The following is an 18,197-nucleotide window of genomic DNA, read 5'->3' on the forward strand; positions in this document are numbered from 1 at the left end:
CGCTGGAGATGATCGCGGAGCGTTGTCACTTCGAGTGCGCACTACATTGGACGAACGGAATTGTCATCAGGTCGCGTCGCGATGCTTCATTTCGGTGCCTTGATCACTGACCTCGATCAACTTGTGCGTCCCAATTCATTGTTGAACCAGAGGGCGCCCATCGTCGCCAAGGCGCCTGACAGCAGGTAGCCGCCCGAAGCGAGGAGCCCGAAATTAGCCGAGAGCCATAGCGCCACTAGCGGGGCGAATCCGGCACCGAACAACCAGCCAAGGTCGCTGGTGATGGCAGAGCCGGTGTAGCGGTTCTGCGTCGCAAAGTTGGACGAAACAGCGCCCGATGACTGGCCGAACGCCAAGCCCAGAAGCAGGAAGCCTGAGAGCATGAACACGATCTCGCCTACCTCGCCCAAGGCGAGCAGCTGGGGAGCAAAGCCGCTGAACATGGCGATCACCGCGGCCGATGCGCCGAGCAGCTGGCGTCGGCCGTATCGGTCGGCAAGGCGCCCTGAGACGATGATCGCCGCAACCCCCAGCGCCGCCGCGCCCGCCTCGATCAGCAGGAACCGGGTCGGTGCTTCCTGCGTGAACAGGAATACCCAGGAAAGCGGGAACACGGTGACCATGTGGAACAGGGCAAAGCTGGCCAGCGGCGCGAATGCCCCGATCACGATTGTCTTCCATTCGCGTCGGAGCGTCACCCCGACCCGTTCAGGCTGGAGATCGCGGGTCTCATAAAGACGTTGGAACTCGGGCGTCACCACCAACCGAAGACGGGCGAACAGGGCAACTACATTGATCGCGAAGGCGACGAAGAACGGGAATCGCCAGCCCCAGTCGAGGAAATCGGCGGCGGGCAAGGACGACGTGAAGAACGCAAAGAGCAGGCTTGCTACGATCAGGCCAAGCGGAGCGCCCAGCTGCGGGATCATCGCATACCAGCCGCGCCGGCTCTCGGGCGCATTGAGGGCGAGCAGCGAGGCAAGACCGTCCCAGGTCCCGCCCAGCGCAAAACCCTGCCCCATACGGAAGAGCGCGAGGAGGGCGATGGCCAAAGCACCGATGTCGCGATAGCCCGGGAGGAAGGCGATGGCGGCGGTCGATCCGCCCAGAAGGAATAACGCGATGGTCAGCTTCGCCCCCCGGCCATAGGCCCGATCAATCGCCATGAAGGCAAACGAGCCGACCGGGCGGGCAACGAAGGCCAGTGCAAAGACGAGAAACGAATAGAGCGTGCCGGTCAGCGGATCGACGAAGGGGAAGAAAAAGCCCGGAAACACCAGCACCGAGGCAATAGCGTAGACGAAGAAGTCGAAGAACTCCGACGTGCGACCGATAATCACCCCGATGGCGATCTCGCCGGGGGAAACGCTGTGACCGGTAGCTTCGGCCTCAGGTGCGTCGATGACGGCGGCAGACATGCGTTGGATCCTTCGGTGAATGCAGGTGCGGCACAGCTTGCGGCCTATCGTCCTTGATCTGGATCAAAGGGATTGGACAAAATGTCCTATCGCTGCACTGCAACACCCGGCGTAGTTCGCGCGGCATGCGCCACGTCTCACCATTGCGTTCACGCCTGCCAATCCTGGCCTCCCTGCCGCTCCTGCCCCTGCTCGGCGGCTGCAATTGGGTTGTGCTCGATCCCGCCGGAGATGTGGCGCGGCAGCAGGCAGATCTGGTGGTCATCTCCACTTGGCTGATGCTGCTGATCATCGTGCCGGTCATGGCGCTGACAGTGTTCTTCGCCTGGAAGTATCGCGCATCGAGCGAAGCGCCGGACTACGATCCCGAATGGTCTCATTCGACTCAGCTCGAACTGGTGATCTGGTCGGCCCCGCTGCTGATCATCATCGCGCTGGGCGCGGTCACATGGGTCGGCACGCATTTGCTCGATCCCTATCGCACCATCGGCCGGATCGATCATGCCCGCGATGTGCCCGCGCAGGCAAAGCCGCTGGAGGTCCAGGTCGTCGCGCTCAACTGGAAGTGGCTGTTCATCTATCCCGAGCAGAAGATCGCCACGGTCAACGAACTTGTCCTTCCCGTCGACAGGCCCTTGCGCTTCCGCATCTCTTCCTCGGCGGTGATGAACTCGTTCTATGCGCCCGCGCTCGCCGGGCAGATCTACGCGATGCCGGGCATGGAAACCAAGCTGCACGCCGTGCTCAACAAACCTGGCAGCTATGAGGGTTTTTCCGCCAACTACAGCGGCGCGGGCTTCTCGAACATGCGCTTCTCCATGCGTGGGCAGGACGAGGCTGGCTTCGAGCGCTGGGCGGAGGGCGTGCGCAAGGGAAAGGGCGATCTCGATCGAACTGCCTATCTCCAGCTGGAGAAGCCGTCCGAAAAGGAGCCGGTGCGCCACTTCGCCACTGTCGCGCCCGACCTCTTCGACGCCGTCGTCAATCTCTGTGTGCGGCCGGGTAAGATGTGCATGAGCCAGATGATGGCGCTCGATGCGCGTGGTGGGATGGGCCAGGCGGGCCGCTGGAACCTTGCCGCGCTGAGCTATGACAAGTTCGGGCATGAGGCGGTAAACGCCGTGCTGCCCGGCCAAAGCGCGGGGCTGCTGACTGAGGCGGATCAGCTGTTCATCAAGGCCTTCTGTGCGGACAATCGTCCGACGACCGCGCTTGGCAAGGTAACAGGAGCCCCCCTGAGCACCGCGACTCTGCGCGGCGCGGGGCTCATCTGGCCGGGTGCGAAGCCGGCCACCGAGCGAGCTCCTGCAAGTCCTGAAACAGCAAAGCTGGCCGCAGCCGCTGGACCCGCAGCATCCTGAAAATCGGAGCCCATCGCATGACTTCCGCAGACCAGCACTGGTCCTTCCTGCTCGGCAAGCTGACGCTCGAAGCGCTGCCTCTGCACGAGCCGATCATCGTCGCCACTTTCGCCGCCGTCGCGCTAGGCGGAGCCGCAGTGGTGGGCGCGCTAACCTATTTCAAGCTGTGGGGCTATCTCTGGCGGGAATGGTTCACCAGCGTGGACCACAAGAAGATCGGGATCATGTACATGATCCTGGGCCTTGTAATGTTTCTGCGCGGTTTTGCCGATGCGATCATGATGCGCATCCAGCAGGCAATCGCGTTCAATGGATCTGAAGGCTACCTCAACGCGCACCACTACGACCAGATCTTCACCGCGCACGGGGTGATCATGATCTTCTTCGTGGCGATGCCCTTCGTCACCGGCCTGATGAACTACGTCGTGCCGCTGCAGATCGGCGCGCGCGACGTGTCATTCCCGTTCCTCAACAACTTCAGCTTCTGGATGACAACGGCGGGCGCGGCGTTGGTCATGGCCTCGCTGTTCGTTGGCGAGTTCGCGCAGACCGGCTGGCTCGCCTATCCGCCGCTCTCGGGCCTGTCCTACAGCCCCGGGGTCGGCGTCGATTACTACATCTGGGCGCTGCAGATCGCGGGGGTGGGCACGACGTTGTCGGGCATCAATCTCATTGCCACCATCGTCAAGCTGCGCGCGCCCGGCATGACCATGATGAAGATGCCGGTTTTTACCTGGACCTCGCTGTGCACCAACGTGCTGATCGTGGCCTCCTTCCCGGTGCTGACCGCCGTGCTGACGCTGCTGACTCTCGACCGCTATGTCGGCACAAACTTCTTCACCAACGACTTCGGCGGATCGCCGATGATGTACGTGAACCTGATCTGGATCTGGGGCCACCCCGAGGTCTATATCCTGGTCCTGCCGGTATTCGGCGTGTTCTCGGAAGTGACCGCGACCTTCTGCGGCAAGAAGCTCTTCGGCTATTCGTCGATGGTCTATGCGACAGTCGTCATCACCATCCTGTCCTATGTTGTCTGGCTGCACCACTTCTTCACGATGGGATCGGGGGCCAGCGTCAACAGCTTCTTCGGGATCACCACCATGGTCATCTCGATTCCGACCGGGGCCAAACTGTTCAACTGGTTGTTCACGATGTACCGCGCCCGCATCCGCTTCGACCTGCCGATGATGTGGACCCTGGCCTTCATGCTGACCTTCGTGATCGGCGGGATGACCGGCGTGCTGCTGGCGGTGCCGCCTGCGGACTTCGTGCTGCACAATTCGCTGTTCCTGATTGCGCACTTCCACAATGTGATCATCGGCGGCGTGGTGTTTGGCGTCTTTGCGGCCATCAACTACTGGTGGCCCAAGGCCTTCGGGTTCAAGCTGGAGCCGTTCTGGGGCAAGGTCAGCTTCTGGTGCTGGGTCGTGGGCTTCTGGCTTGCCTTCACTCCGCTCTATGCGATGGGCCTGATGGGCGTGACCCGGCGGCTGCGCGTGTTCGATGATCCTTCACTGCAGATCTGGTTCGTGATCGCCGCAATCGGCGCGGGCCTGATCGCCTGTGGGATTGCGGCCATGCTGGTGCAGTATGCGGTTTCGATCATCCGCCGCGACCAGAACCGCGACCTCACCGGCGACCCCTGGAACGGCCGCACGCTCGAATGGGCGACCAGTTCGCCGCCGCCTGCGTACAACTTCGCGTTCACCCCGGTGGTGCATGATCTCGACAACTGGGCCGCGATGAAGCGCGCAGGAGTTGCCCGGCCGGCGGTTGGCTTTCGCCCGATTCATATGCCGCGCAACACCGGCGCGGGCGTGATCCTCTCGGGCCTCAGTGCAATCTGCGGCTTCGCGCTGATCTGGCATATCTGGTGGCTTGCAGCGGTCGGCTTTGCGGCGCTGCTCTTCACCGCGATTGCCCACACCTTTAACTACCGACGCGATTTCCACATCCCTGTCGAAACCGTGATCGAGACCGAGGCCGCGCGCAGCCGCGAACTCGCCTTGGCAGGAGCAGCGGCATGAGCGCCCATCCCACCCCAGCATCGGCAGACACGGCTAGCTGGTACGACCTGCACGAACACGATCATCCCGAAGGCGGCAGTACGCTGCTCGGCTTCTGGATCTACCTGATGAGCGACTGCCTGATCTTTGCCATGCTGTTCGCGGCGTTCGGCGTGCTCGGCGGCAACTATGCGGCAGGCCCCGGCCCGAAGGACCTGTTCGACCTACCGCTGGTCGCACTCAACACTGCGATGCTGCTGTTCTCCTCGATCACTTATGGTTTTGCCATGCTGGCGATGCAGGGCGGCAACGTGAAGGCAGTGCAGGGCTGGCTGCTCGTCACCGGCCTGTTCGGCGCAGCCTTCCTGTCGATCGAACTCTATGAATTTGCGCACCTGATCCGCGAAGGCGCTACCCCTCAGCGCAGCGCGTTCCTATCATCGTTCTTCACGCTGGTCGGCACGCACGGGCTGCACGTCACCTTCGGTCTTGTCTGGCTCGGCGTGCTGGTGGTGCAGGTCGGTCAGCGCGGACTGGTCGCGGCCAACCAGCGGCGGCTGATGTGCCTCAGCCTGTTCTGGCACTTTCTTGACGTCGTGTGGATCGGCGTCTTCACCTTCGTCTATCTGCTGGGAATGCTGCGATGAGCGCTGCACACGACACTCATGGAGCCGATGATGGTGCGGCCCATGGCACGATGCGCGATTACGCGATCGGTTTCGCCCTTTCGGTCGTGCTCACCGCCATCCCGTTCTGGCTGGTCATCACCCAGCCGCTGGCCGACAAGGGCCTGACCGGCGGGATCGTGGTGATTTTTGCGGCGGTTCAGATCGTCGTCCACATGATCTTCTTCCTGCATATGAACGCGAAGTCCGAAGGTGGCTGGAACCTTCTGGCGCTGCTGTTTACGGCGGTGCTGGTGCTGATCGTGCTCTCCGGCTCGCTCTGGGTCATGCACCACCTCAACACGAACATGATGCCGATGAGCCACAGCATGGCGGACATGCCGTGACAGTCAGCGGGGCGGCGGGCGCTGGGCGTAAGCCAGTTGTCCCGTGCGCCGTGCTGCTGGTGCTGGCAGCGGCATTCGCGGCGCTGGCCGTCTGGCAGGTGCAGCGCCTGCATTGGAAGGAAGCGTTAATCTCCCGCGTTGATGCCGGGATGCGAGCCACGCCGCTCCCACTTGAACGGGTGGCGGCCTCTGATCCCGCCCCATTCGAATACCGTCGCGTCATTGTTTCGGGGCGCTATCGCTTATCCGGCACAGTGCTAGTCTCCGGCGCCTCCACGCGCGGTAGTGGATATTGGGTACTGGCCCCGCTGCAGACTGCTGGCGGTATTGCTTACGTCAATCGCGGATTCATGCCCCTAGGCACCCGGATCGACACCGTTCGGCGGCAGACGCCCACCGGTCCGGTCACCGTCATCGGGTTGCTGCGCGTGAGCGAACCGGGCGGCGGCTTTCTGCGCGCTAATCGCCCGGCCGAGGACCGCTGGTATTCGCGCGACATCGCCACAATTGCCGCCGCCCGGCATCAGCGCGCCGATCCTCGGCTGTTCGTCGATGCCTTCAGCGAAAGCCCTGCTGCTCCCTACGCGCCGATTGCTGGCCTCACTGTGGTCAGCTTTCCGAACAACCACCTGTCCTATGCGCTGACTTGGGCCGCGTTGGCCATCCTGTCCGCTAGTGGCGCATTCGTGCTATGGCGCAAGCCAAGATGAGCCCGAATGCCCTCCTCTTTCCCCCCGCGAGCGGGCGCAACATGGCACTGCTTGTCCAGTTGCGCTGGATGGCGGTAGTCGGCCAGTTGGTGACGATCTGGGGTGCGGTCGACCTGCTTGGGGTGCGGCTCCCAATGCCGCAGTTGGTGGCTGTGCCGGTGCTGCTGGCACTGGTCAACCTTGCCACTTGGATCATGGGCCGTGAGCGCGAGGGGTATAGCCATCTCGAGCTGCTGGCTGCCCTGATGCTCGATGTCGGATCGCTCGCCTGGCAGCTCTGGTTCAGCGGCGGCACTACCAACCCCTTCGCCTTCCTGTTTCTGCTCCAGATCGTGATCGGCGCCATCCTTCTGCCACCCGGTTGGAGCTGGATCGTCGCGGCCGTCTCCGCCGCCGCCTATGCGGGCCTGACCTTCAACTATCGCCCCCTCGACCTGCCCGCGCCCTATTCCGAAACACCAATGCCGCTGTTTCTGTTCGGCAACCTTGTGTGTTTCCTCCTGATTGCCGCGCTGCTGATGTTCTTCGTGATCCGCATCGATCGCAATCGGCGGCAGAGTGATGCGGCGCTGGCTGCACTTCGCCAGCAGGCCGCGGAGGAGCATCATATCGTGCGCATGGGCTTGCTCGCCTCGGGTGCAGCGCATGAACTCGGCACCCCGCTTGCCACGATCTCGGTCCTGCTAGGAGACTGGCGCCGCCATCCGGCGCTTGCCCGGAGCCCTGAGCTTCTGGATGAAGTCGAGGACATGACGACCGAAGTCCAGCGGTGCAAGACCATCGTCACGGGCATCCTCCAATCCGCCGGCGAGGCGCGCGGCGAGAGACCCGAGGTGACCACGTTGCGCCAGTTCGTCCAGACCATCGCGGAGGAATGGGACGCGCGAAGTGACGGGACTGTCCTCCTTGAGGACCGCATCGGAGGTGATGACGTCGATATCGTCTCGGACCCGGCGCTCCGCCAGGTGATCGGCAATGTGATCGCTAATGCGCTCGAAGTCTCGCCCCACTTCGTCATGCTCTCTGCTGTGGTGGAAGCCGGGCAGGCGGTCATTTCAGTCCGCGATCGTGGCCCCGGCTTCGCCCCGGAAATGCTGGAGGCTTTCGGGCGGCCCTACTCGTCCACGAAGGGCCGTGCCGGGGGCGGGCTTGGCCTGTTCCTCGTGGTCAACGTGTTGCGCAAGCTCGGCGGTAAGGTCGAGGTCTGCAATCCTGCCGATGGCGGTGCGCTGGTGCGCATGTCGATACCTGTGGCTTCGCTCGCCTTTGGACGGAGTGTGGCCGTGTGACCGGAGATGGCACATCCCCCAGCCTCATTATCGTCGAGGACGATCCTGCGTTTGCCCGTACGCTGTCCCGCTCGTTCGAACGGCGCGGCTACGCGGTCCAACATGCGGACAGCCCCGACCGATTGGTTGCGCTGCTCGATTCTCATGATTTTGAGTTCGCGGTGGTTGATCTCAAGCTGGGAACGGTTTCGGGCCTGCCTTGCGTCGAGATGATTCACGCTCGTGATCCGCAAACCCGTATCGTCGTGCTCACTGGCTTTGCCAGCATTGCCACCGCAGTGGAGGCGATCAAGCTCGGCGCGGCCCACTATCTCGCCAAGCCCGCCAATACCGACGACATCGAGGAGGCTTTCGGTCGTGCTACCGGCGATGCCAACGTGCCAATCGACGGGCGCAAGAGCTCGATCAAGACGGTGGAGTGGGAATACATCCACACTACCCTGGCAGAATGCGATTTCAACATTTCAGAGACTGCAAGGCGCCTTGGCATGCACCGGCGTACCTTGGCGCGAAAACTCGAGAAGCGGCAGCTCAGGTGATTCACAAGGCGGAGTATAGGTGCATTTTGAGTTCGAGCTTGCCGAATTCGATGACCTCACGTCACCGCAGCCATTCGCGATCGAAACTTCAGTACAGGGCCGAGTTGTCTACGGCTGGACTATTTGAATGACGCCGAGCGTTCAAGGGTCCCTCACGGCGGCATCGCACCTTTCCTCCGCCGCAATCTCAACCCGTCCAGGCTTTACAAGAGTCAGAACTTCGCCCGTGCGCTGATCAAGGCTCCACCCTGGCTCAGGAAAGCCATCCGTCAGCGCGTAGTTGTGATGGAACAGGTTGCGCACACCAGCACCCAGCTCGATGCCGCTCGTCAGCGCATAGTCGACGCGCAGATTTGCCAGCACATGGGGGCCTGTCTCATAATAGACCGGCGTCGCGGCAGTGGTGCTCGTCAGACGATCCGAGGCGATATCTACGCTTGGCAGAATGCTCAGGCCCTCGAGCGGCCGCCAGTTCGCATAAAAAAATGGCTTGTGGTGCGGACCGGCGTGCAAAAGGGCGCCCTCATTACGACGGTGCAGCGGGCCGCCTGGTTTTCCAGGTGGTGAGATCCGGATGTTGGTGGTGGAGACAATTGTTCGGATCCGGCGCGAGCACGTGAACGGGAAGGCGATAAAGGCGATTGCGCGGATCTGCAGTTGTCTCGCAAGGTAGTGCGCAAGGCGATCCGGGCGCCGGAGGGGGCGTTCGAATACCATCGCACCGTCCATTCCAGGAGTGCCTTGATACGCTTCTGACGGAGAACGAGGCCCTGCACCGGCGCGACCGGCTGCGCATGACCCGGATCGACGATCTGCTGCAGTGCGAGCGGTTCGAGGGCTCCTACGATGCAGTCCGGAGCTACGCCCGGCGCTGGGCGGAAGCGCAGGGCAAGGATGCAGGTGACGTCGCCCCAGCCTTCATCCCGCTGCTGTTCCAGCCCGGTGAGGCCTACCAGTTCGACTGGAGCCACGAGGACGTGGAGATCGCTGGCAAGCCGATACGGGTGAAGGTGGCGCACATGCGGTTGTGCGCGTCGCGGGCAGTGTATGTCCGGGCCTATCCCCGCGAGACGCAGGAGATGGTGCTCGCTGCCGATGCCCGGGGCTTCGCTTTCTTCGGCGGGATTCCGCTGCGCGGGATCTAAAATAACATGAAGACCGCCGTATCCGCGGTCTTCGTCGGCAAGGAAGGTGTGTTCAACCGCCGCTTCCTGGTCATGGCCAAGGCCGCGCGGCGGGCTGTCCAGGTCCGCGCCTATGCCGACCGGATCGTTGTGCGCCTCGGTGACGAGGTCGTTGCCGAACATGCCCGACACCTCGGTCGTGACCGGACGATCTGCGATCCCTGGCACTATCTACCAGTGCTGGCCAACAAGACCGGCGCCTTGCGCAACGGTGCGACCTTCCAGGGCTGGGACCTGCCACCGGCACTGGCGCGGCTGCGCCGCAATTTGGGCAGCGGCGATGAGGCTGATCGGCGCTTCGTCCGGGTGCTGGTGGCCGTTCTGACCGATGGCCGGGACGCGGTCGAGACGGCAATCCGCGAGGCGCTCGATGCCGGTGCTGCCAGCGACGAGGTGATCCGCAACATTCTCGCCCGAAACCGCGCGCGGCCTCGTAGTTGTCAACCGTTACGAGGGGCGCACGAACCTGTGGGCTGCAGGCGCCTATCTGAGGCAAATGATCAACAAGTTCGGTGCGCTGGATCTGGGTCTGGCCGCGTATAATGCAGGTCCGGTGCAGTCTAGAAGCACGGGTCAATTTTGCGTAGTTCTGAAACATCGCGATACATCCGGCGCGTGCTTGTTCACTTGGGACGAGCTCAGCAACTGACCGTCAGGACAGCCAGTGAGGTTATGAGCATCCAGCCGATTGACAAGCTGAACAACAGGCATCTGGCGGCAGCACTGAGACCAACAGGCTGCTAGCCCCCTCAAGGACTTAGAAGCACAATGCCATCTTACCTCCGGGTGCAAATCCCTTGGCCGGCGCAATGGCAGTCCCCGCGTCGTAGGTAACGAAATGCGTATCCGCGTCTCTGGGATCCTGAGCATCGGCTCGCGGGGGTTGATGCTGACCACCCCTGAAAATCAAATCTGGATCATAGAGACCGACGACTTGCGTGACGCATCCTCGGGACAGTCGGTGGTAGTCGAGGGCACTGTGGCGGGGCTCGACCGCCTGCGCGCCGATTGGATTGGGCCACAAAAGTGACACGCTCTTGCGCCTCTTGTCAGTCGAGACAATGCTGCGCCCATTCACTCATGAGGCCCCGGCGCTTTCCAAGAAACTTCGTCCGCCGATAAGCAGCTTCGACTTTGTTTGACACGGTGTGCGCGAGAGCAGCCTCAGCGACTTCGCCCGGATATGACGCATTCTCGGCAGCCCAGTCACGAAACGCCGAGCAAAACCCGTGCACCGTGAAGTCCAGATCCATTTTCCTGAGGATCGCCAACAGGGTCATGTCGGACATTGGCTTCCGGGACTTCTGACCAGGAAATACAAGGTCGCAGGTTTCGACCTTGTAGCTTTTGACGCGCTTTAGGACGTCCAACGCCTCAGCTGAAAGCGGCACCTGATGCATAGCCCCCGCCTTCATGCGCTCTGCCGGGATCGACCAGAGCTTCTTGCTGAAATCGAATTCCGACCACTCGGCGCCCCTCACCTCACCCGAGCGGCATGCAGTCAGGATGAGAAACTCCAGAGCCAGCCTGCTTACGGTGCTGCGTCGCCTAAGCTTTGCAAGGAAGTTTGGCACTTCCGCATAAGGCATGGCTGCGAAATGCCGCCCCTTGCGGGGTTGCTTGGGTAACCCGCGCGACAAGGACCTCATGGGAGCTTCGGAAGACCGGTGCCCCTCGGCGTAAGCCCAGTCGAGGACGGCCCCGATCCGCTGGCGAACTCGCCTGGCTGTTTCGGGCTTGGAGAGCCAGATCTTGAGGAGCACGTCGCGAATAAGCGGACCATCGATGTCTGACACCGACAAGTTGCCAATGAGGGGGAAGGCATATGTTTCTAGGCTTTTGAGCCACTGGACCTGATGCTTTCCGTTCCTCCACGTTGCCTTGTGTTCGTCAAACACGCACCGGGCGGCTTGAGTAGCCCCTAGATTTCTGGACGCCTTCGATCCTAATTTTGAGGACAGGAGGCGATGATGGGGAAGCCCAATTTCAGTGATGAGTTCAAGCGTGATGCGGTGGCCCAGATCACCGAACGCGGATATCCTGTAGCCGAGGTCTCGCAGCGGCTCGGCGTCAGCCAGCACTCGCTGTATGCCTGGAAGCGTCAGCTTGCGAAGGTGGTGTCCGGCGAAGCCAGCAAGGATGCCGAGATCCGCCAGTTGAAGCGCGAGCTGGCCCGGGTGACCGAGGAGCGCGACATCCTAAAAAAAGCCACCGCGTATTTCGCCAGGGATGCAAAGTGAGATACGCGTTCATTGCCGAGCATCGTCACCAGTTCAGGGTTCGGGCGATGTGTCGGTGCCTGCGCATCCAGCCCAGTGGTTTCTATGCATGGCAGAAGAGCCCGCTGAGCCAGCGGGCTCGGGAAGATGCCCGGCAGACCGATCTGATCCGCAAAGCCTGGAACGACAGCGGCAAGGTCTATGGCTACCGCAAGCTGCACGATGACCTTCTGGATCACGGCGAGACCTGCTGCCCCAACCGCGTTGCGCGGTTGACCAGGCTCGCGGGTATCAGGGCCCAGGTTGGCTACAAGCGTCGGCCTGGCAGCTATGGCGGCAAACCTTCCCTGGCGGTCGACAACACTCTGGATCGCCAGTTCGATGTAGCGACGCCAGATCGGGCCTGGGTGACAGACATTACCTACATCCGCACCCTGGAAGGCTTTGCCTATCTGGCGGTCGTGATCGATCTCTACTCGCGCCGCGTGGTAGGCTGGTCGATGCAGAGCCGACAGACCACCGATGTCGTGCTGCAGGCGCTGCACATGGCGGTATGGCGGCGCAAGCCGAAGCAGCGGGTGTTGGTCCATTCGGACCAGGGCTCGCAGTTCACCAGCATGGACTGGGCTGCCTTCATCCGGGCTCACAATCTTGAACACTCGATGAGCCGACGTGGTAACTGCCACGACAACGCTGTGGCCGAGAGCTTCTTCTCGTTGCTCAAGCGTGAGCGCATCCGCCGCCGCACCTACATAACCCGCAAGGAAGCCCGGCAGGACGTGTTCGATTACGTCGAGATGTTCTACAACCCGGTGCGCAAGCAAGTCAGGAACGGGATGCTGTCGCCCGCCGAGTTCGAACGGCGGCAGATTTTGAAAGCGGAAGGCGTCTAGAAAACTAGGGGCTACTCAGCTGCTTCGAATGTCGGCACCTTCCGCTGTGCCTTTCTGCGCTCGATGAGCGGATCCAGCCCTGCCTTTGCCTGCTTTCGCATTTCGCCGGCTGCATCGCGCGCTTGGCTCAGCGACATGAACTCCAGTGAGCCAAGGCCAATGTCCCGTCGCTTGCCCGCAACTTGGATTCGCAGGGTCCAGCTGCCCTTGCCCGGTCCACTGTAGTCAAGGATGAGCCCCCCGCCGTCAGAGTACCGACCCGGCTTCTGGAGACTTCGTATTTTGAGTGCAGTTAGATTTCCCATAGCGTCCGCCTAAACAGAATCCCCACAGTCCTCCCCAAACTCTGCCCTGGATACATCTGAACAAACAGAGAACGCAGCAGACATCATGACGCGCGAAAACGCATGATTTCCGGGGGTTTTGGAGCTTAGCGGATGTTGACGGAAAGGGGGCTTGGCGGAGAGGGTGTCCGCCCTGAATCTGTCATATAGTATTGATATTGCTCTGATAAAATGTTTCAAAAGCGCAATGGACCCACACTCAGACCCACACATCTAGATCGCTCAACATTGGTTTTGCGGACGAATTGAGCCGAAATCCATTTTATCATATGAAATATTATCATACCGAACGGTCTCCGCTAAATAGAAATGTCACTGTCGGGGACCCAGGGTGACGTGACCCCCTGATTTCCCTCCAAGATTGATTAGAGTCCGGCCCTTGAGAGAAGGAACGGACAGATGAAGCGACTACGATTTACAGAAGAGCAGATTATCGGGGTTCTGCGTGAGGCAGAGGCAGGCGCGAAGACGGCTGACCTGGCCCGCAAGCATGGCGTGTCGGAAGCGACGCTATACAACTGGAAGGCCAAGTATGGCGGCCTTGAGGTGTCGGAGGCGAAGCGGCTGCGGGCGCTCGAGGACGAGAACGGGCGGCTCAAGCGTCTGCTTGCCGACGCGATGCTGGACAACGCGGGTCTGAAGGATCTGCTGGCAAAAAAATGGTAACGCCTGCCGCCAAGCGGGAAGCGGTCGCGCATCTTCAGGCCCTGCTTGATGTCAGCGAGCGGCGGGCGTGCAGGGTCATCGATGCGGACCGGACAGTCATTCGCTACCAGTCGCGGCGCGATGATGGTGCTTTGCGCGAGAAGCTGCGGGAACTGGCGCATCAACGCCGCCGGTTCGGGTATCGGCGGTTGCACATCCTGCTGCGGCGCGAGGGGCTGACGATCAACCGCAAGAAGACCCAGCGGCTGTACCGCGAGGAAGGCTTGACCGTGCGGCGACGCAAAGGGCGCAAACGCGCGGTTGGTGCACGGGTGCCAGCTCCCGTTTCGGCGCTACCCAACCAGCGCTGGAGCCTGGACTTCGTGCATGATCAGATGATCACCGGTCGCCGGTCCCGGGTGCTCAACGTCGTCGATGATGTGACGCGCGAGTGCCTGGCGGCGGTTCCCGACACCTCGATCTCGGGCAAGCGGGTGGTGCGCGAACTGGCCGAGCTGATCGCGGTGCGGGGCAAGCCCGGTATGATCGTCAGCGACAACGGAACCGAGCTGACCTCGAACGCGGTGCTCGAATGGTGCGGCGATGCCAAGGTCGAATGGCATTACACGACGCCGGGCAAGCCGACCCAGAACGCGTTCGTCGAGAGCTTTAACGGGCGGATGCGCGACGAGCTGCTCAATGAGACACTGTTCACTTCGCTGGCCCATGCCCGCGAGAAGATCACTGCATGGGCCGACGATTACAACACCGACCGACCGCACTCCTCACTCGGATACGCCACCCCGGCGGCCTTCGCCGCCGACCTCAAAAAGCAAGGGGCTGCTGCGCTCCGCATAGCCGGAGGCTACGCTACGCAGCCCCTTGCTTCACCCGCGCAACCGCGCAACAACGATGCCGAGGCTTTAATCGCAACTGGATGAAAGTTGGGGGTCACGTCACAGGTGTAATACAAGCTCTGCGCGATGCCTTCCTTGCGGCACAGCTCAGCAATGCTGTCCTCGCCGCGCAGCCCATCGAGCACGATGCGGATCTTGTCTTCGGCCGAGAAATGGCGACGGGTCTGCCGCCGAATGTCCTTCACGACCCGCTCAGCAGGAGCCTTTACCGGCGATTTTTTCAAGGAGTGTTGGGACTTCATCTTATGGGATGGACGCCTCCCGCATTCGAGCCAAAAAGATTGCAGCAAGAATGGAGCAGAGGAGTTCATCACATGCACATGCTGGCGATCGATTTGGGTAAGCAGTCCTTCCACATTTATGGGATAAGCGATGATGGAGAAGTGGTTTCGCGCAAGGTTGGACGGGCCAAGCTCGTCGACGCGGTGAGCAGATTACGTCCACAACTGGTCGCGATGGAAGCTTGCGCCAGCTCGCACCACTGGGGGCGCACCTTCGAGGCGCTGGGGCACGACGTGCGGCTCATCCATCCGCGGTTTGTGAAGCCGTTCGTGAAGGGATCGAAGAACGACGCAGTTGATGCGGAAGCCATTTTCGAAGCGGCAACCAGACCAACTATGCGGTTCGTGCCGCTGAAGAGCGTCGAGCAGCAGGATCTTCAAGCCCTGCATCGAACACGCGACAGGCTGGTCGTCCAGCGGACCGCTTTGATCAACCATACGCGCGGGCTTTTGGCCGAGTATGGCATCGTCATGCCCGCTGGAGCGTCCCGTTCCGCTTGCAGATCGACAGGATGATTGAGACCGCCGAACTCTCGGACTTGGCCAAGCTCCTGTTTCGGCAACTCGTCGAAGAGTATCGCGACCTTGATGCCAGAGTGTCGGCTCTCGATGACATGCTGGTCAAGATCTGCCGCACTGACGAGCGTTGCAAGCGCCTGACAACGCTGCCTGGCGTTGGACCGATCGTCGCGACCTCCTTGGTGGCCGCGATCGACGATGGCCGACACTTCAAATCGGGCAGAGCCCTCTCTGCCTGGATCGGTCTGGTTCCGCGACAATACACGACGGGCGGCAAGCCAAGGCTTGGCGGCATCGGCAGCAGAGCCAACCACTACCTTCGGCGGCAACTCATACACGGGGCTCGATCGGCATTGCTGAGGATCAGCAAGCACGAGGACCGGCGATCAAACTGGGCGCAGGATCTGCTATCCCGAGCTGGGCACAACAAAACGCTCGTCGCCATGGCGAACAAGACGGCTCGCATGGCATGGGCAATATTGCGCAGCGGAGAGAGCTACAAGATCGCGTGATCCTGCTCAGCGCTGAGCAGGATCACGAATGTCTTCAAATGCGAGGTGAAGACTTGATGGTGTAACGGCACGGACCGCCGCTTCACAGCCTGTAAGGAACGATGGCCTTCGAGGCCGCTCATCTTAGAAGGCACTGAACCGCGCGGATTCCCATCATGGCCAGGAGCAAACCCGCTTCAATCGATAGGCCGGATAGATTCACGCATCCAATGCCGCAGCAACATCAAAAATCCACCTTGCGCGGGAGGCGTCCATAGATTCGTTCCTTCGTCACTACGACGAAGCCCCAACACTCCTTAAATCACAACGTCAAATCTGTGCCATTGGTGCTGATGGGGGACACTGGCCACGTCTGCAACTGGCTCGGGGGGAAGCTCTAAGGGGCTTGGATCAGCTGCATTGCCGTCTTTCAGCCTAAGCTGGGAGAAGTCCTCGACGGCCACTTCACGTGCATGGGACTGAAGCCCGAGCACAGCGGTGGCTGCAAAAATTATGAAACGCTTCACGTCACGCCTTTCGATGGCGTGCTGTGCAGATGGGGTTGCGCGAAACCCAATTTAGGCGCGCCCCTTTACTACTGTCAATCCAGCCGACAAGCCGACGACTAACTACGCAATGGAAATCTACGACTACGGCCCATCAGTAACCGGTTGGGTGTGCGAACTGCAATCAGAAGCCGCATAATGGCCAAGCATGCAGACTCTCTACGTTAGCAGGACAGGGTCGCGAAAGTCTCCAAATTGACGGTTGCTTGCCTTGATACAATCGACATCGCGCTCTTGCACGATTGGCGTAGTTGGAACGCAGCGCTTTCGGCTCTGCCAAGGGGGAGTCTTCTGTCGGCTCTGGTGACGACCCTGGAACGGAAGACATTGCAGCCGCGCACTGGATCAGTGCCCCAGCGGCATCCCGCCCGATCTAGTCGGGCGTGGAGCGAGCCAGATGAGAGCGGCGGCGAAGAGCAGGATGGCGCTGGTGGCCCAGAAGGTATGGATGAGCGCCAGGGTTGTCGCTTCGAGATCGACCATGTTGCTGAGAATCTGCCGCACCTGATCGGGCGGAAACCCGAGTCCGGTCAAGCTATCCTGCACGGCTTCCGGTTGCATCGCTCCGACGGCATCGCTCCGCGCCAGGCGCTGCGTGTCGGCCCAGTAGGAGAGCGTTATCGAGGTCGCTACCGCCGTTGCGATGGTCCGCATAAAGCTCTGAAGGCCGGCAGCCGACGCCACTTCATTGTCATCGACGGTGTTGAGGGTGAGCGACATGAGCGGAAGCATCATGAAGGTCACCCCCAAGCCCTGAACCAACTGCAGAATGCTGAGAGTCCAGAAATCGGCGTCCGTCGTCCAGGTCGTTCGGACGAGCGTCGTCGCCGCAATCCAGGCGATACCGCCCGAGACCAACAGGCGGGGGTCGAGGCGACTCATCAAGAAGGCCGCCAGTGGCGCTGTAAACAGTGCGCCGGTGGCGGAGAAAGATGACGACAATCCCGCTGAAGTCGCCGGGAATCCGAGCCAGGCCTGTTGCCACTGGGGGACAATGACAAAACCCGCGAAATAGCCAGCAAATGCGAGCGACAGCACTGTCAGGCTGACGCTGAACCCCCGGTGTCTGAACACCCGCAAATCGACAATCGGGTGATCTTCGCCTAGCTCCCAGATAACGAAGAGCAGAAGACAGACAAAGGAGGTGATCGATAGCGCGACGATCATCGGATCGGCGAACCAGTCATGGTTGCGGCCAAGGTCCAGCACGAGTTGCAGGCAACCCACCCAAAGGACCAGCAGGGCGAGTCCGATGAAATCGATGGGCTGGGTCTGCCGATCGGTTTCGACGGGCTTCAGCAACACGATACCCACGCCAATACAAAGGATCGCAACGGGCACGTTGATCAGGAATATCCAATGCCAGCTGTAGTTCTCGGTAAGGTAGCCTCCGATCATCGGGCCAAGAGCTGGCCCCATCAACAGTGTGACAGCCCACATGCCCAAAGCCATGTTGCGCTTTTCCGGCGGAAAGACCTTCAGGAGCAGCGTCTGCGACAAGGGCATCAGGAACGCGCCGAAGATCCCCTGGCCGATCCGGCATGCAACCAGCATCCCCATTGTGATTGAAATACCGCACAAGAAGGAAAGAATGCCGAAGCCGACCATGCTGACGACGAAGGTGCGCACCGAACCGAAGCGTCCCGCGATCCACCCGGTCAAGGGAACGCAGATCGCTGCGGATTCCGAAATGATACCGCCCGCCATTCCGAGGAATTCCCGCCCGGGATTCCGACCTGATCCCGCCCCCCCATTCCGATTAATTCCCGCCCACCTTCCCGGTGGTGTCGAGGCTGATCG

16 protein-coding genes and 3 pseudogenes are annotated in these 18,197 nt (G+C 61.3%); 13 read left to right on the plus strand and 6 right to left on the minus strand.

Annotated features, from left to right (window positions below):
• Positions 1–116: 116 nt before the first annotated feature.
• Positions 117–1,418: an MFS transporter gene (locus HHL27_RS10045; protein ID WP_169493253.1), complete on the minus strand. Its 1,302-nt coding sequence runs from the start codon at positions 1,416–1,418 to the stop codon at positions 117–119.
• A gap of 125 nt (positions 1,419–1,543) precedes the next feature.
• Here HHL27_RS10045 and cyoA point away from each other — a divergent pair, with 125 nt between their 5' ends.
• Genes cyoA through HHL27_RS10080 form a run of 7 tightly spaced genes read left to right on the plus strand, consistent with a single transcriptional unit; the run spans position 1,544 to position 8,338 of the window.
• A complete protein-coding gene (gene cyoA / locus HHL27_RS10050; protein WP_169493254.1) occupies positions 1,544–2,779 on the plus strand; it encodes a ubiquinol oxidase subunit II in 1,236 nt (411 codons plus the stop codon).
• Positions 2,780–2,796: 17 nt separating this feature from the next.
• A complete protein-coding gene (cyoB, locus tag HHL27_RS10055; RefSeq protein WP_169493255.1) occupies positions 2,797–4,809 on the plus strand; it encodes a cytochrome o ubiquinol oxidase subunit I in 2,013 nt (670 codons plus the stop codon).
• Positions 4,806–5,435: a cytochrome o ubiquinol oxidase subunit III gene (gene cyoC / locus HHL27_RS10060; protein WP_169493256.1), complete on the plus strand. Its 630-nt coding sequence runs from the start codon at positions 4,806–4,808 to the stop codon at positions 5,433–5,435. The genes cyoB and cyoC overlap by 4 nt, the downstream gene beginning before the upstream one ends.
• Positions 5,432–5,800, plus strand: coding sequence for a cytochrome o ubiquinol oxidase subunit IV (cyoD, locus tag HHL27_RS10065; protein ID WP_169493257.1), 369 nt, complete (start codon positions 5,432–5,434; stop codon positions 5,798–5,800). The genes cyoC and cyoD overlap by 4 nt, the downstream gene beginning before the upstream one ends.
• A 50-nt stretch (positions 5,801–5,850) precedes the next feature.
• Positions 5,851–6,510, plus strand: coding sequence for an SURF1 family protein (locus HHL27_RS10070; RefSeq protein WP_338114865.1), 660 nt, complete (start codon positions 5,851–5,853; stop codon positions 6,508–6,510).
• A gap of 41 nt (positions 6,511–6,551) precedes the next feature.
• Complete coding sequence (locus tag HHL27_RS10075) at positions 6,552–7,799, plus strand: ATP-binding protein (protein WP_169493259.1); 1,248 nt, start codon at positions 6,552–6,554, stop codon at positions 7,797–7,799.
• A complete protein-coding gene (locus HHL27_RS10080; RefSeq protein ID WP_169493260.1) occupies positions 7,796–8,338 on the plus strand; it encodes a response regulator in 543 nt (180 codons plus the stop codon). Before HHL27_RS10075 ends, HHL27_RS10080 begins: the two co-directional genes overlap by 4 nt.
• A gap of 141 nt (positions 8,339–8,479) precedes the next feature.
• Here the strand turns inward: HHL27_RS10080 and HHL27_RS10085 are convergent, their stop codons facing one another.
• On the minus strand, positions 8,480–8,851 hold the full coding sequence (locus HHL27_RS10085) for a TonB-dependent receptor (protein WP_169493261.1): 372 nt from the start codon (positions 8,849–8,851) through the stop codon (positions 8,480–8,482).
• Positions 8,852–8,912: 61 nt separating this feature from the next.
• Here HHL27_RS10085 and HHL27_RS10090 point away from each other — a divergent pair.
• From HHL27_RS10090 to HHL27_RS10095, 3 genes and pseudogenes are all read left to right on the plus strand, one after another.
• Positions 8,913–10,065 (plus strand): annotated as a pseudogene (locus HHL27_RS10090) (Mu transposase domain-containing protein).
• Positions 10,019–10,171, plus strand: a complete 153-nt coding sequence (locus HHL27_RS22905) for a hypothetical protein (RefSeq protein ID WP_420874045.1) — start codon at positions 10,019–10,021, stop codon at positions 10,169–10,171. The pseudogene HHL27_RS10090 and the gene HHL27_RS22905 overlap by 47 nt, the downstream one beginning before the upstream one ends.
• A 189-nt stretch (positions 10,172–10,360) precedes the next feature.
• Entirely contained in the window at positions 10,361–10,552 is a 192-nt protein-coding gene (locus HHL27_RS10095; protein WP_169492849.1) for a DUF5818 domain-containing protein, read from the plus strand.
• Between the two features lie 19 nt (positions 10,553–10,571).
• Here HHL27_RS10095 and HHL27_RS22780 read toward each other — a convergent pair whose 3' ends face one another.
• Positions 10,572–11,603: a tyrosine-type recombinase/integrase gene (locus tag HHL27_RS22780; protein ID WP_169493262.1), complete on the minus strand. Its 1,032-nt coding sequence runs from the start codon at positions 11,601–11,603 to the stop codon at positions 10,572–10,574.
• Between HHL27_RS22780 and HHL27_RS10105 the strand changes: the two genes are divergently transcribed.
• Positions 11,493–12,634 (plus strand): IS3 family transposase gene (locus tag HHL27_RS10105; RefSeq protein WP_169493263.1). Its coding sequence is split into 2 segments (ribosomal slippage): positions 11,493–11,733 and positions 11,733–12,634, totalling 1,143 coding nucleotides; the frame shifts between segments, so codons are not numbered across the junction. The two genes, HHL27_RS22780 and HHL27_RS10105, sit on opposite strands and share 111 nt — an antisense overlap.
• Positions 12,635–12,645: 11 nt before the next feature.
• Here the strand turns inward: HHL27_RS10105 and HHL27_RS22910 are convergent.
• Positions 12,646–12,939, minus strand: a complete 294-nt coding sequence (locus HHL27_RS22910) for an Arm DNA-binding domain-containing protein (RefSeq protein ID WP_169493264.1) — start codon at positions 12,937–12,939, stop codon at positions 12,646–12,648.
• Between the two features lie 438 nt (positions 12,940–13,377).
• On the opposite strand from HHL27_RS22910, the gene HHL27_RS10115 reads away from it, so the two are divergent.
• Positions 13,378–14,564 (plus strand): IS3 family transposase gene (locus tag HHL27_RS10115; protein ID WP_420874046.1). Its coding sequence is split into 2 segments (ribosomal slippage): positions 13,378–13,630 and positions 13,630–14,564, totalling 1,188 coding nucleotides; the frame shifts between segments, so codons are not numbered across the junction.
• A 23-nt stretch (positions 14,565–14,587) separates the two neighbouring features.
• Here HHL27_RS10115 and HHL27_RS10120 read toward each other — a convergent pair.
• Positions 14,588–14,782, minus strand: a pseudogene (locus tag HHL27_RS10120) (transposase); the annotation flags it as partial.
• Positions 14,783–14,854: 72 nt separating this feature from the next.
• Between HHL27_RS10120 and HHL27_RS10125 the strand changes: the two are divergent.
• A pseudogene (locus HHL27_RS10125) lies at positions 14,855–15,852 on the plus strand (IS110 family RNA-guided transposase).
• Positions 15,853–16,742: 890 nt separating this feature from the next.
• Here HHL27_RS10125 and HHL27_RS10130 read toward each other — a convergent pair.
• Entirely contained in the window at positions 16,743–18,104 is a 1,362-nt protein-coding gene (locus HHL27_RS10130; RefSeq protein ID WP_240959612.1) for a DHA2 family efflux MFS transporter permease subunit, read from the minus strand.
• Positions 18,105–18,197 lie beyond the last annotated feature (93 nt).

Source organism: Novosphingobium olei, from assembly GCF_012927405.1.
Classification (GTDB): domain Bacteria; phylum Pseudomonadota; class Alphaproteobacteria; order Sphingomonadales; family Sphingomonadaceae; genus Novosphingobium; species Novosphingobium olei.

Excerpts from the sequence above, each read along its gene's own strand:
- HHL27_RS10045 (WP_169493253.1), bottom strand. The coding sequence starts at position 1,418 with ATGTCTGCCGCCGTCATCGACGCACCTGAGGCCGAAGCTACCGGTCAC.
- cyoA (WP_169493254.1), top strand. The coding sequence starts at position 1,544 with ATGCGCCACGTCTCACCATTGCGTTCACGCCTGCCAATCCTGGCCTCC.
- cyoB (WP_169493255.1), top strand. The coding sequence starts at position 2,797 with ATGACTTCCGCAGACCAGCACTGGTCCTTCCTGCTCGGCAAGCTGACG.
- cyoC (WP_169493256.1), top strand. The coding sequence starts at position 4,806 with ATGAGCGCCCATCCCACCCCAGCATCGGCAGACACGGCTAGCTGGTAC.
- cyoD (WP_169493257.1), top strand. The coding sequence starts at position 5,432 with ATGAGCGCTGCACACGACACTCATGGAGCCGATGATGGTGCGGCCCAT.
- HHL27_RS10075 (WP_169493259.1), top strand. The coding sequence starts at position 6,552 with ATGGCACTGCTTGTCCAGTTGCGCTGGATGGCGGTAGTCGGCCAGTTG.
- HHL27_RS22905 (WP_420874045.1), top strand. The coding sequence starts at position 10,019 with ATGATCAACAAGTTCGGTGCGCTGGATCTGGGTCTGGCCGCGTATAAT.
- HHL27_RS10095 (WP_169492849.1), top strand. The coding sequence starts at position 10,361 with ATGCGTATCCGCGTCTCTGGGATCCTGAGCATCGGCTCGCGGGGGTTG.
- HHL27_RS22910 (WP_169493264.1), bottom strand. The coding sequence starts at position 12,939 with ATGGGAAATCTAACTGCACTCAAAATACGAAGTCTCCAGAAGCCGGGT.
- HHL27_RS10130 (WP_240959612.1), bottom strand. The coding sequence starts at position 18,104 with ATGGCGGGCGGTATCATTTCGGAATCCGCAGCGATCTGCGTTCCCTTG.